Below are 12,855 nucleotides of genomic sequence, written 5' to 3' on the forward strand. Positions count from 1 at the left end.
AGAAATACATGAGCATCACAGAGAACGACGTCAAGGCGGCATTGTCGGCAGTGATCGACCCGAACACGGGGAAGGATTTCGTTTCTTCCAGGTCGGTCAAGAACATCAAGGTAAGCGGCGAGGACGTCGCGTTCGACGTGGAGCTGGGCTACCCGGCTGCCAGCCAGGTCGCATCGATCCGCGCCAGCGTCGTGGCCGCGGTCAAGGCGCTCCCTGGCGTCGGCAACGTGAGCGCCGGGGTGTACACCAAGATCCTGTCGCACGCGGTCCAGCGCGGCCTGAAGGTCATGCCGAACGTGAAGAACATCATCGCCGTCGCCTCGGGCAAGGGCGGGGTCGGCAAGTCGACCACCGCCGTCAACCTGGCGCTGGCACTCAGCGCCGAGGGCGCCAGCGTCGGCATCCTGGACGCCGACATCTACGGACCCTCGCAGCCGATGATGCTGGGGATTAGTGGCCGTCCGGAGAGCACGGACGGCAAGACCATGGAGCCGCTGGAGAACCACGGCGTGCAGGTCTCCTCGATCGGCTTCATGATCGATCCGGACGAGCCGATGGTCTGGCGCGGCCCGATGGTCACCGGCGCGCTGCAGCAGCTGCTCGAGCAGACCAACTGGCGCGACCTCGACTACCTGATCGTCGACATGCCGCCCGGGACCGGCGACATCCAGCTGACCTTGTCGCAGAAGGTGCCGGTCACTGGCGCCGTGATCGTCACGACGCCGCAGGACATCGCGCTGCTGGACGCGCGCAAGGGCCTCAAGATGTTCGAGAAGGTCGGCATCCCGATCATCGGCGTGGTCGAGAACATGAGCACCCATATCTGCTCGAACTGCGGCCACACCGAGGCGATTTTTGGCCAGGGCGGCGGCGAGAAGATGTGCCGCGACTTCGGCGTGGACTTCCTCGGCGCGCTGCCATTGACGCTCTCGATCCGCGAGCAGACCGACGCCGGCCGCCCGACCGTGGTGGCCGATCCGGATGGCGCGGTGGCCGCGGTCTACAAGGAGATTGCGCGCAAGGTGGCGGTCAAGGTCGCCGAGAAGGCGAAGGACATGACCAGCAAGTTTCCGAGCATCGTCGTCAAGAACGATTAAGCTTAATCAGTGCCCGCCGCGTCGATGCGGTAGGCGCAACGCCTGCTGCCTTCCAGCAGGTGCTCGATCCGCTCGACCCGCACGCCCGGCCCCAGCACCCGCCGGAAGACGTCGAGCTCGGAGCGGCAGAAGTTCTGGCAGGCGCGCGCCGCCGCGCGGATCGGGCAGTGGTTCTCGACCAGCAGCACGCTGCCGTCGCCGGTTTCTTCCGCTTGCGCCATATAGCCTTCCGCGTCGCGCAGCGCGGCAAGCGTCGCAACCCGCTGGGCGAGCGGCGCCTGCGGGTCGATCGCCGCCCGGTAGGCGGCTTCGCCGGCGACTTCGCGCGCATCGATCATCCGGTCGATCGCCGCTTCTCCAAACAGGGTGCGCACCTGCGCGACCAGGTCGACCGTCAGCGCGGCATGGCGGTCGGGGAAGCGCGCATGTCCCAGGTCGGTCAGCTGCCACAGGCGCACCGGGCGGCCGACCTTGCCCGGGGTGTCGCGATAGCTCACCAGTCCCCTGGCTTGCGCCGCTTCCAGCTGCTTGCGCACCGCCATCGAGGTCAGCTTGAGGACCGCCGCCAGCCCGTGCGCGGTCTGCGGGCCGCGGGTCTTCAGCAGCAACAGCGTCTGTTCCGCGGTATTCATGCGAACTCCTTCATGGCGATGGTCGTGCGGCTCCAGCGCCGCATCGCGATTGCCGCATAGCCGGCGAGGCAGGCGCCCACGACCAGCACCAGGCGCACGTCGATCAGTGCCAACAAGGCGCCGGCCAGCGCCATCACGATATTGGCCAGGCAAAAGGTGGTGGACAACAGGCCCATGACCGCGCCATGGCCGTGATCGGCGAACTGGTCGGCGGCCCAGCCCTGCAGCGTCGCATTATAGAAAGCATGCGGCAGCCCGAACAGGACGATGGCGGCGATGCCGACGCTCAGGCTCCCGAGACCCACGCACAGGATCGCCACGGCTGCCGTAGCCGCCTGGAGACTCGCGCGCCGGCGCGCATCCATGGCGCTGGCCCGGCCGGCAAACAGCGCGGCGCCCGTCATCACCCCGCACATGGCCATGTTGACCCAGGCGATGCCGGCGGCATCCATGCTGCCCAGTTTGACAAGCCAGAACGGGAAGAATTCGTAGAAGGCGGCGACGCCGCAGGCATAGCTGAAGTGGACGGCAAACAGGGTGCGCAGGTCCGGGTGGCGCAGCAAGGTAAAGGCATGGTGGCGGGTGGCGAGGGTCCACCAGGTGTGCGACGCCGTGCCCGTCGATTCGGTTCTCAATGCCAGTGCCGCGAGCACGGCGCCCAGTAGCAGCCCGCCAGCGGCAATATAAAAGGGCAGGGTGAGGCTGTAGCCGGCACTCAGCCCTGACAGCAGCGGCCCGGCCAGCCAGCCGAGGTGGAAGGCGCCGTTCACCCAGGACAGCGCGTGCTTGCGCAGCGGGCCGTCGAGGCGTTCGGCCAGCAGCGCGCGCAGGATGGCGCCATTGCCTTCCAACAGGCCGGTGACGAAGCGGGCGCCGAGCAGGAGCGGGTAGGACTGGATCAAGAGCGCGTAGGCGGTCACCAGGTGGCCGGCCGCCGCGCCGAGGGAGGTCAGCAGCAGCATGCGGCGCCGGCCAAGGCTGTCCGAGACCGGGCCGAGCACGGCGCTGCCCAGCAGCAGGCCGACCGGATTGATCATCAGCGCCAGGCCGAACAGCAGCGTGGGCGGCAGTCCGAAGAAGGCATTCAGGCCGTTGGGCGCGCCGGCGAACAGCGGCGGCAGCAGCGGATAGGCGACCGAGGCGCCGATCGTGGAAAGCAGTGCTAGCAGGCAGGTGCTACCGATCAGCAATCCATGTTTCATGACGTCCCCTGTTGAGAATGGAAACATGGTAAGAAGAGTTGGCAAATAAGTAAACTATTTTGTTTATTTATCGTCGCGGATTTCCGGATACGCCGCCCGCGCGCACGGCTTCCGGCGCGGCGGATGAATAATGTGGGGTATTCTTGTCATTCTGACTAAAAATGCATTTTTAACTTTCCTGTTCACTGCACGTCTCGGCTATGAATATCTCGGAATTTATTACTCGGAACATGGAACAGATCCTCGTCGAGTGGGAGGCATTCGCGATGAGCTTCGGCGCGGTGGCCGACAAGATGTCCAGCCTGGAATTGCGCGACCACGCCAAGCAGATCCTGCAATTCGTGGCCGAAGACATCCAGACCGCTGAATCGACGCAGGAGAAGCACGAGAAATCACTGGGGCAAGGCAACCCCGGGCAGGAAGGCAGCGCTTCCTCGATCCATGGCAAGCTGCGCTATGCGAGCGGCTTTACCCTGCTGCAGCTGATTGCCGAATACCGCGCTCTGCGGGCAAGCGTGCTCAAATTGTGGGAACAGGACTGCGCCGTTGTAGCCCAGGACAGTGCCCAGAACATCATGCGCTTCAACGAAGCGATCGACCAGTCCCTGTCCGAGGCCGCCGTGGCCTACTCCGACAAGGTGAACGAGACGCGGGACATTTTCCTGGCCATCCTGGGGCACGACCTGCGCAGTCCGCTGGCTGCCACGGCGACGGCGGGCGCCTACCTGTCGCGCGCCGGGGCCTTTGACGACCGTGTCCAGCAGATCGGCGTGCGGGTCAAGCGCAGCGCGGCAACAATGAACGGTATGGTCAACGACTTGCTGGGGCTGGCGCGCACGCAATTGGGTGACGGCATACCGATCGAGCGCCGCGAATGCGACCTGCTCGAAATCTGCCAATGGGCGATCGACGACGCCAATGCGGCCCATCCCCGGGCCCATTTCGAGCTGAATGCCACGGGTGTGCTGATTGGCTCCTTCGACAGCGCGCGAGTGCAGCAGTTGCTGACCAACCTCGCCAATAATGCTGCCCAATACGGCACCCCCGGTGAGCCGATCGTCATCGACATCGCCGGCGAACCCGAACGCGTGCTGTTCAAAGTGCGCAACCAGGGCCCGGTCATTCCCAAGGACGCCTTGCCGAAGTTGTTTTGCTCGCTGGTGCAATTGCCCGAGCAAGAGGGCAAGGGAAGGCCGCGCAGCAGCCTGGGCCTCGGCTTGTTCATCGCGAACCAGATCGCCCTCGCGCATGGCGGCGAAATCCACGTCGTGTCGGACAAGGCGCGGGGCACCGTGTTTACTGTCGAGCTACCCCGGCAATAGGAAGGCCACGCAGGGCGGACGGGCCTGTTTTCACAGCCGGCCGCTCTCCTGTTCGCCTCGGATCTTTTCTGCCAAGATTTGTTTCAAAATAAAGTTCCTCAATATTTCCATGCCTACACTCAATATTTAGAGCGTACCCGCGTGGGAGTGCGATGAGCGAGAACAGCAGACCGCGGTGGCGCGGGCGTTACCTGGACGCCGCCCACCTGTTCGTACCTGACCAGTTACGGCAGGAGGCGCCCGTCCTCGCGCGCGCGGAGAACGTCGTCAACGCGGCGCTGATGGCCGCCATCGCCGGGCCGGGCTATGCGCTGGCCTACTGGCTGCTCGGTTTGGAGCTGGCGGCCTTCGAGATCCTGGCCTGCTGCGCCATCATGCTGCTGGCGCCGCCGCTGCTGCGCGTGAGCGGCAGCATCGTGGCCGCGCGCGAACTGTTCCTGTGCGCGCTGTTCTTCAATTTCACCTGGCTGACCTGGCATTTGGGCGGCATCCACGCGCCCACCGCCAGCTGGCTGGTGACGGCGCCGGTGGTGGCCATGTTCCTTGGCGGCGTAGCCAGCGGCGTGTTCTGGCTTGCCATGAGCTGCGCCGCCGGCGGCGCGATCTGGGCGATGGGTGCCTTCGGCGTGGCGATGCCGGCCACGCCGCAGGTCGACATGCCGCTGCTGCACCTGGTCTGCGACATCGGGCTGTACGTGGTGGTGCTGGTGTTCGTACTGCTGTTCGAGCTGACCAAGACCGAAGGCTTCGTCAAGCTGCAGCAGGCCCTGGCGACCATCAACGAGCTGGCCATCCGCGACGAACTGACCGGCAGCCATAACCGCCGCTTCCTGCTGGGCCTGATCGAGCGCGAGAAGGAGCGCAGCGACCGCAACGGCCGCCCGTTCTGCCTGTGCCTGTTCGATATCGACTTCTTCAAGCGCATCAACGACACCTATGGGCATGCGGCCGGCGACGGGGTGCTGCGCAGCTTCGCCAAGGCGGTGCAGACCCAGATCCGCGGCACCGACGCCTTCGGGCGCTACGGCGGCGAAGAATTCCTGCTCATGCTGCCGGAGACGCCGGCGCCGGACGCGGTGGTGCTGGCCGAGCGCATCCGCAAGGCGATCGCCGCGCTGCGCTGCATCGATAACGGCAGCGAGATCACGCTGACGGTGTCGGCCGGGGTGGCCGAGTACCGGCTCGGCGAGGCGGCGGCCCAGGCCATCGCGCGCGCCGACGAGGCGCTGTACGTGGCCAAGTCGCTCGGGCGCGACCAGGTGCAGTGCCACGGGGACGACGAGCGCATGCCGGTGGTGGCCAGGGCCCAGGAGTCGTGCGATGCGCGCAGCACCGCGGCCGCCAGCACGGCCCGCCTGGAGGGTGGCGCCCAGTGCGACCAGCTCACCGGCCTGCTCAACCGCAGCCTGCTGCGCGACCGCCTGCGCCACGCCATGACCCGCGCCAATCGCAACCGCCGCCTGATCGCGCTGCTGCTCTTGAATATCAACCGCTTCAAGGAGATTAACGACGAACTCGGCTACGAGGCCGGCGACGCGCTGCTGGCCCAGGCCGGCGCCGCCATCCGGCGCTGCCTGCGTGATTCCGACACCGTGGCGCGTTGGAGCGGGGACGAATTCATCGCCTTGGTAGAAGACCTGCATTTCGACTCCGATGCCCAGGTGGTGGCCGAAAAGATCCTGGACCGCTTCGGCATGCCGCTGCAGGTGGCGGGGCGCGACTGCTTCGTCACCCTGGCCGTCGGCGTGGCCCTGTTCCCGGCGGCCGACTGCGACCTCGATGCGCTGCTCAAGCGCGCCGACATCGCCATGCGCGGTGCCAGGGGCTGGGGCGAGAACAGCGTGCAGGTGTATTCCGGCGACACCGTGCAGCCGCAGAGCGAGCGGCTGGCGCTGAAGAACGGCCTGCGCGACGCGCTGGCCCAGGGCCAGCTGTTCCTGGAGTACCAGCCGCAGTTCGACCTGGTCGACCGCCGCGTGATCGGGGTCGAGGCGCTGCTGCGCTGGCAGCATCCGGCCTTCGGGCGCATCGACCCGGGCCGCTTCATCCCGCTGGCCGAGGAAACCGGCATGATCGTGCCGATCGGCGACTGGGCGCTGCGCACCGCCTGCCTGCAGAACCGCGCTTGGCACGCCGCCGGGCTCCCCGAAATCAAGACCGCGGTGAACCTGTCGGCGCGCCAGCTCAAGGAGCCCGGCCTGCCGGCGCGCGTGCTGGCGATTCTCGCGGAGACCGGCATGCCGGCCGGCTGCCTCGACCTGGAAATCACCGAAGGCATGCTGATCGAAGACCTGGCCGCCAACTGCGCGCTGATGAGCGGACTGCGCCAGGCCGGGGTGATCGTTTCGATCGACGACTTCGGCACCGGCTATTCGAGCCTGAACTACCTGTCCGAGCTGCCCGTCGACATCCTCAAGATGGACGGCCTGTTCGTGCGCCGCCTTGGCGCCAGCGCAGGGCGCGGCCGTTCCTACGCGATTGCCGAAGCCATCGTCTCGATGGCGCACCGCCTGCGCCTGACTGTGATCGCCGAGTCGGTCGAGACGGCCGAGCAGCTGTCCGACCTGTGCGCCATGGGCTGCGACGCCGCCCAGGGTTACCTGTTCGCCCGGCCGCTGCCCCCTGGCGAAGTCGCGGCCCTGCTCGCGCGCCAGGTCGAGGCAGCGCCCCTCGTTCCCGCATGAAGCCATTTGCCATCAGATCCGGAGGATGCCGTGCTCATAGACCCGATCCAAGATTCGATCCCTGCGTCAACCCCGCCTGACCCGGCCCAGGACCTGTCCCTGCTGGCCGCCTCGGGCGCGCTTGGGGGCAGCGTCGCCCTGTACCGCCAGCCGCGCGGCCCCGACATGCTGCGCCGCTCCGGCCCGCTCGACGATTGGTGCCTGCTCCGCATGCGTCACGGCGTCTGGCCCTATGCGCGCAAGCTGGAGGGCCCGCCCACGGCCATGGCCACCGTCGAAGGCGACGGCCTGGCGGCGGCGCGCGGCATCAATTTCGCGTCGCAGGATTATTTGTCGCTGGCCTCGCACCCGGCGGTCCAGGACGCGGCCATGCACGCGCTCGCCGAATGCGGGCCGCACAGCGCCGGTTCGGCGATTTTGTTGGGGAACAGCCGCTACACGGGCGAGCTCGAAACGAAGCTGGGCGAGCTGCTGCACTGCGAGCACGTGGTGCTGTTCCCGACCGGCTGGGGCGCGGCATTCGGCGCCATCACGGCCCTGGTGCACGGAGCCGACCACGTCGTGATCGACGCCCTGGCGCACGCTTCGCTGCGCCAGGGAGCGGCGGCCGCTACCCGCAATGTCGCGACCTTCCGCCATCTCGACTGCGACCACGTGCGCGAGCTGCTGGCCAGTATTCGCGCCGTCGATACCAATGGCGCCATCCTGGTGGTGACCGAGGGCCTGTTCAGCATGGACGCGGACGGTCCCGACCTGCCGCTGATGCAATACCTGTGCCGCGAATACGGCGCCACGCTGCTGGTGGACGTGGCCCACGACCTCGGTGCGATGGGCCCGGGCGGCGGCGGGGTGATTGCGGCCCAGGGCATGCTGGGGAGAATCGACCTCGTGATGGGCGCCTTTTCCAAGACCTTCGCCTCCAATGGCGGCTTCGTGGCCTGCAACCAGCAGAGCGTGCGGCGCCAGCTGCAGCTGTTCGCGGGCACCCACATGTTCTCGAATGCGCTATCGCCGGTGCAGGCGGCCACGGTGCTGGAATGCCTGCGCATCGCCGGCAGCGCCGAGGGCGACGGCCTGCGCGCGGACGTGCTGCGCAACGCGGTCGAACTGCGCGCGCTGCTGGCCGACGAAGGCCTGAAATGTGTTGGGGACCCGTCGCCGATCGTCCCGGTGTGGACCGGCCTCGAGTCGGCCACGCGCATCGCCGGCATGCTGCTGGCGCGCGAGCAGGTCTTCGTCAACCCGATGGAATTCCCCGGCGTGCCACTGGGCGCGGCGCGCCTGCGCCTGCAGCTGATGGCCCGGCATACCCCTGGCCAGATCCGGCGCGCAGCGCGGCTCCTGGCGTCGGCGGTGCAGCGCGCCGGCACGGCGCCGCGGCCGGTGCTGCGGCAGACAACGCCGGCCTGAAGTGGGGGGCAGGGCGGCCAGGCGGGGGCGAAAGGGCGGCGAAAGGGCGCGCACCGGGAGCCGCCATGGGGCGCGCCGGTGGTGGCGGGGTAAAATAGCTTCTTTACCTTTTACGCATCTTCGCCATGACCGTCCGCACCCGCTTTGCTCCCAGCCCGACCGGCTACCTCCACCTTGGCGGCGCCCGCACCGCGCTGTATTCCTGGGCCTTTGCCCGCCACTTCGGCGGCACCTTCATCCTGCGCATCGAGGATACCGACCTGGAACGCTCGACCCCGGAAGCCGTGCAGGCGATCCTGGACGGCATGCAGTGGCTCGGCCTGGCGCACGACGAAGGCCCGTTCTACCAGATGCAGCGCATGGACCGCTACCGCGAGGTCGTCAAGACCATGCTGGAAGAGGGCAGCGCCTACCTGTGCTACTGCTCGCCGATTGAGGTCGAAGCGATGCGCGAGCGCATGCGCGCCGCCGGCGAAAAGCCGCGCTACGACGGCACCTGGCGTCCGGAACCGGGCAAGACGCTGCCTGCCGTACCGGAAGGCGTCAAGCCGGTAGTGCGCTTCAAGAATCCGCTGGATGGCGAAGTGACCTGGATCGACGTGGTCAAGGGCAGCATCACCATCGCCAACAAGGAACTCGACGACCTGGTCATCGCGCGCCCGGATGGCACCCCGACCTATAACTTCTGCGTCGCGGTGGACGACTGGGACATGAAGATCACCCACGTGCTGCGTGGCGACGACCACGTCAACAACACCCCGCGCCAGATCAACATCCTGCGCGCGCTCGGCGCCGAGCTGCCGCAGTACGGCCACCTGCCGATGATCCTGGGCGCCGATGGCCAGAAGCTGTCGAAGCGCCATGGCGCGGTGAGCGTGATGGAATACCCGGCCCAGGGCTACCTGCCGGAAGCGATGCTGAACTACCTGGCGCGACTGGGCTGGAGCCATGGCGACGACGAGATCTTCTCGATGGAACAGTTCACCGAATGGTTCAACCTGGAGCACCTGACGGCATCGGCCGCCCAGTTCAACCCGGAGAAGCTGGCCTGGCTGAACAACCACTACATCAAGCAGACCGACAACGAGCGCCTGGCCGCGCTGGTGCGGCCTGGGCTCGACGCAGAGGGCGCCCGCTTCAAAGGCGCCCCTGGCCTGCCTGGCGTGCTGGCGCTGGTGAAGGACCGCGTCCACACCATCAACGAACTGGCCGATGCCTCGATGCTGTTCTACCGCGAGCCGCAGCCGGATGCGGCCCTGCTGGCCCAGCACCTGACGGATGCGGTGCGCCCGGCCTTGGGGGCGTTCGCGGAGCGCTGCAAGGACGTCGAGTGGAACAAGGCGGCGCTGGCGGCCATGCTCAAGGAAGTGCTGGGTGCGCACGGCCTGAAGATGCCGCAGATCGCCATGCCGCTGCGCCTGATCGTGACCGGCCAGCTGCAGACGCCAGCCATCGATGCGGTGCTGGAGCTGTTCGGACGCGATGCTGTTCTGGCGCGCGTGGCGAAGTATTTGTAAGTCCGGCCTCGACTGCAAAATCGGTATTTGCGTAATGCAAGAACCCCCGCTATAATGCTCGCACTTCAGCACTGCGGGGGTATAGCTCAGCTGGGAGAGCGCTTGCATGGCATGCAAGAGGTCAGCGGTTCGATCCCGCTTACCTCCACCACTTCTGAAGTGTAGTAAGCAGTAAAGCAGTCGGAGTTGGTAGTTCCAGGTCCCCATCGTCTAGAGGCCTAGGACATCACCCTTTCACGGTGAGTACCGGGGTTCGAATCCCCGTGGGGACGCCAGGATTCTGGCAGCGTGCATCCAGCGGCACGCATTGGTAGAAGTAGGTGCAGTGTGTTAGAATGTTGTTCCCTTGGGGGGTATAGCTCAGCTGGGAGAGCGCTTGCATGGCATGCAAGAGGTCAGCGGTTCGATCCCGCTTACCTCCACCAAGTAGCGGAATAAAGTTGTTAGCAGTCCAGGGTCCCCATCGTCTAGAGGCCTAGGACATCACCCTTTCACGGTGAGTACCGGGGTTCGAATCCCCGTGGGGACGCCAAGAATTTGGCAGGTGGCCAGCGCAGAAGCACGGCGCTGCACGCAGGAAATCGTAGTAAAAAGCAGCAAGCACAGTTTTAGGTCCCCATCGTCTAGAGGCCTAGGACATCACCCTTTCACGGTGAGTACCGGGGTTCGAATCCCCGTGGGGACGCCAGTTAAGACCGGAGCAGACCAACGTGCATGCGCGTATAGGTGCTCCGGTTTTTCATTTGCGCGGCCGGTTTGCGTCGCCAACATTCTCATTCTTCCTTTACCCGATTTGCGCGTCGCGCAAGATCGTGCAGTTTTCTGTCCGGTTTCTGTATCTCGCCATCAGCGCCATGCTTACTCCCAGGGTGGACGGGGTAATTTTGGGCAATGCCCAGAATTACGAACGCCCACGCGGCGATAGTGATGACATGAACGGTCGCACAAGCGGAATTTGTAAGCGAAATTGGGCAGAACCAAGACGTATTCCTGCCCAGCCCCTCGCCAGGCGTTTCACCAACCCATCGGCCGGATCCCTCCCAGCGGCATGCCGAACGGGACGCCCGCCATCCCGGCCGCCTGTTGGGCGGCGAAACCCGCTTGATAGTTGGCGCCGTCTCCCATCGCGCCCGCCATTATCCCGGGCACCATGCCGTAGCCCGGCACCTGCCAGTTGCCGACCTGCTGGCCCGCCCCCGGCGACAGGCCGAGCGCCACCAGCGCGTCGGGCATGCCGTAACCGATCCGCGACGGGTCGGACAGGCTCAAGGGCCGTGCGCTGAGCCGAAGGATCTGGAACAGGCGCTCGACCCGCTCGGGCGAACGGGCGCGCAGCATCTGGAAGTCTGCCCGGTGCGCCAGCACCAGCGCCGCCAGCCCGGTGACGTGGGGCGCCGCCATCGAGGTGCCGTCCCATGCCGCGAAATTATTTGGCGGCACCGACGAGACGATGGCCACGCCCGGCGCGCAGACGTCCACCTGCGGACCGAAGCAGCTGAAGCGCGCGGTGAAGAAGCCTTGCGCGTCGATGTCGGTGCCGACCGTCTCGGCGTGGTAGCTGTCGGGCGGAAATTCACCGATCTTGCCGATTGCGCCGACGGCCAGCACGTGGGGCGAGGCGGCCGGGTACTGCACCGGTCCGCTGGAATTGCCCGAGGCCGCGATGCAGGCCACCCCGGCCTGCTTGGCGCGCACGATCTGGCGCTCCAGCGCCTCGGACGGGGCGCCGCCGCCCAGGCTCAGGTTGACGACGTCGATCTGGTTTTCGATGCAGTACTCGAGGGCGTCGATCAGCTGGCTGATCTGGCCGCCCGGGAACAGCTTGCACACGTGGATTTCGGCATCGGGCGCGAAGCCGCGGATGCCCCAGGCCGGGTCGCTGGCGGCGATCACGCCGGCGCAGTGCGAGCCATGGCCCAGCGTATCGGTGTTCCAGGTGTTGCGGTTGGTCGCCTTGTTGATGACGTCGAAGCCGGCCCGGATGCGGGTGAGGTTGCCGTGGGTGGTCGCGGCGCCCGAATCGATCACGGCAATCTTGATGCCCATGCCGCCGTATTGCGGGGGCACCATGTCCAGGCGCATGGCGCGCGCACCCCAGCCGAGCGTGCTCTGGCGCGGCAGGTTCAGCAGGACCGGCCAGTCGGCCAGCGCCCGCAGCACCACGACATTGGCTTCGTCCAGGCTGATGTCGGGATCATGCTGGTAGAAGCTCCAGTAGTCGGCGCGCGGCTTGACGTACATGCCGCTGATGGTATGCGGGTCGTCACCATACAGGCGCAGGTGCGCCGTGCCGTCCGGCCCGCTGATTCCCGAGCTCGGCAGCACCCCGCCGAACAGCGAGACTTCGGCATCGGCCAGCGGTGCGCCGTCTTTGCCGAGCACGGCAATGAGAATGTCGACTGTCGGCCCGCTGTAGGGCGTGAGCGAGGTGACGAGGTCGGGCCGCTGCAGCATTGGGTCGAGCAATTGCAGGTGCTGGTCGCGCTCGACCAGCAGCCGGCCCTGGCCGCGCATCTGCAGTTCGCCCGCTTTCTGGTCGGTCATGCGCGCGACGAGGATACCCTCGGTTGCGCCAGTTGTACCAGGTGCGCCCAGGCCGGCCATGGCGATGCCGGCCGAGCGGGCACCGCTTTGCACGCCGACGGTATCGACGATGTCGATGTCGCCCAGGCCCTGCAGCGCCTGCTGGACCGAGGACAGGCTCAGTGCCGGCTCGGCCGCCGCCGGCCCCAGCGCGCGCGCCAGCGAACCGAGCGCCATGGGCGCAAATGCGCCGGCGCCGGCGCCGGGCAGGGCGCGCGGCGCGACCAGGTATTTCTTCTTGCGTTCGCCCACGGCGCGGCCGCTGGTGGCTTCGCTCGGGCGGGAGGGCGCGGCGGCGTCGCCGCCGGAACGGGTATCGGTGGCGCCGTCAGGCGGCTGACCTGGCTGCTCGCCTGCTCCGCCTTGGGGTGTTTTTGGCATGGTGTTTCCTTTTGACCGGTAAGGACC

General features: G+C 66.8%; 8 protein-coding genes and 5 tRNA genes. 10 read left to right on the forward strand and 3 right to left on the reverse strand.

Translation table 11 applies throughout. The features are described from left to right. The first annotated feature begins 8 nt into the window (after positions 1-8). The gene (gene apbC / locus AC56K1_RS01405) at positions 9-1,097 is read left to right on the forward strand and encodes an iron-sulfur cluster carrier protein ApbC (protein ID WP_497156061.1); all 1,089 of its coding nucleotides are present in this window, start codon (positions 9-11) and stop codon (positions 1,095-1,097) included. A 2-nt stretch (positions 1,098-1,099) separates the two neighbouring features. Here apbC and AC56K1_RS01410 read toward each other — a convergent pair whose 3' ends face one another. Both AC56K1_RS01410 and AC56K1_RS01415 read right to left on the reverse strand, forming a co-directional pair. After that, complete coding sequence (locus tag AC56K1_RS01410) at positions 1,100-1,729, reverse strand: helix-turn-helix transcriptional regulator (protein WP_497156062.1); 630 nt, start codon at positions 1,727-1,729, stop codon at positions 1,100-1,102. Next, positions 1,726-2,931 (reverse strand): MFS transporter, encoded by a 1,206-nt coding sequence (locus AC56K1_RS01415; RefSeq protein WP_497156063.1) that lies wholly within the window; start codon positions 2,929-2,931, stop codon positions 1,726-1,728. Before AC56K1_RS01415 ends, AC56K1_RS01410 begins: the two co-directional genes overlap by 4 nt. A gap of 230 nt (positions 2,932-3,161) precedes the next feature. Between AC56K1_RS01415 and AC56K1_RS01420 the strand changes: the two genes are divergently transcribed. The 9 genes from AC56K1_RS01420 (at position 3,162) to AC56K1_RS01460 (ending at position 10,552) form a co-directional block, all read left to right on the forward strand. Beyond that, positions 3,162-4,253 carry a sensor histidine kinase gene (locus tag AC56K1_RS01420; RefSeq protein WP_497156064.1) on the forward strand — a complete coding sequence of 364 codons (1,092 nt, stop codon included), beginning with the start codon at positions 3,162-3,164 and terminating at the stop codon, positions 4,251-4,253. Between the two features lie 152 nt (positions 4,254-4,405). Further along, on the forward strand, positions 4,406-6,937 hold the full coding sequence (locus tag AC56K1_RS01425) for a bifunctional diguanylate cyclase/phosphodiesterase (protein WP_497156065.1): 2,532 nt from the start codon (positions 4,406-4,408) through the stop codon (positions 6,935-6,937). Between the two features lie 30 nt (positions 6,938-6,967). Next, complete coding sequence (locus AC56K1_RS01430) at positions 6,968-8,347, forward strand: aminotransferase class I/II-fold pyridoxal phosphate-dependent enzyme (RefSeq protein ID WP_497156066.1); 1,380 nt, start codon at positions 6,968-6,970, stop codon at positions 8,345-8,347. 125 nt (positions 8,348-8,472) lie between these two features. After that, positions 8,473-9,864 carry a glutamate--tRNA ligase gene (gltX, locus tag AC56K1_RS01435; RefSeq protein WP_497156067.1) on the forward strand — a complete coding sequence of 464 codons (1,392 nt, stop codon included), beginning with the start codon at positions 8,473-8,475 and terminating at the stop codon, positions 9,862-9,864. A 75-nt stretch (positions 9,865-9,939) separates the two neighbouring features. Then, a tRNA-Ala gene (locus AC56K1_RS01440) sits at positions 9,940-10,015 on the forward strand. 48 nt (positions 10,016-10,063) lie between these two features. Further along, positions 10,064-10,139 (forward strand) — tRNA-Glu (locus AC56K1_RS01445). A gap of 74 nt (positions 10,140-10,213) precedes the next feature. After that, positions 10,214-10,289: transfer RNA gene (locus AC56K1_RS01450), tRNA-Ala, on the forward strand. A 31-nt stretch (positions 10,290-10,320) separates the two neighbouring features. Next, positions 10,321-10,396 (forward strand) — tRNA-Glu (locus AC56K1_RS01455). An 80-nt stretch (positions 10,397-10,476) separates the two neighbouring features. After that, positions 10,477-10,552: transfer RNA gene (locus tag AC56K1_RS01460), tRNA-Glu, on the forward strand. 326 nt (positions 10,553-10,878) lie between these two features. On the opposite strand, the gene AC56K1_RS01465 is transcribed toward AC56K1_RS01460, so the two are convergent. Continuing rightward, complete coding sequence (locus AC56K1_RS01465; protein WP_497156068.1) at positions 10,879-12,828, reverse strand: S8 family serine peptidase; 1,950 nt, start codon at positions 12,826-12,828, stop codon at positions 10,879-10,881. Positions 12,829-12,855 lie beyond the last annotated feature (27 nt).

The organism is Telluria sp. ZB4P37 (assembly GCF_059685855.1).

Coding starts and splice junctions, on each gene's coding strand:
- apbC (WP_497156061.1), top strand. CDS start 9: ATGAGCATCACAGAGAACGACGTCAAGGCGGCATTGTCGGCAGTGATC.
- AC56K1_RS01410 (WP_497156062.1), bottom strand. CDS start 1,729: ATGAATACCGCGGAACAGACGCTGTTGCTGCTGAAGACCCGCGGCCCG.
- AC56K1_RS01415 (WP_497156063.1), bottom strand. CDS start 2,931: ATGAAACATGGATTGCTGATCGGTAGCACCTGCCTGCTAGCACTGCTT.
- AC56K1_RS01420 (WP_497156064.1), top strand. CDS start 3,162: ATGGAACAGATCCTCGTCGAGTGGGAGGCATTCGCGATGAGCTTCGGC.
- AC56K1_RS01425 (WP_497156065.1), top strand. CDS start 4,406: ATGAGCGAGAACAGCAGACCGCGGTGGCGCGGGCGTTACCTGGACGCC.
- gltX (WP_497156067.1), top strand. CDS start 8,473: ATGACCGTCCGCACCCGCTTTGCTCCCAGCCCGACCGGCTACCTCCAC.
- AC56K1_RS01465 (WP_497156068.1), bottom strand. CDS start 12,828: ATGCCAAAAACACCCCAAGGCGGAGCAGGCGAGCAGCCAGGTCAGCCG.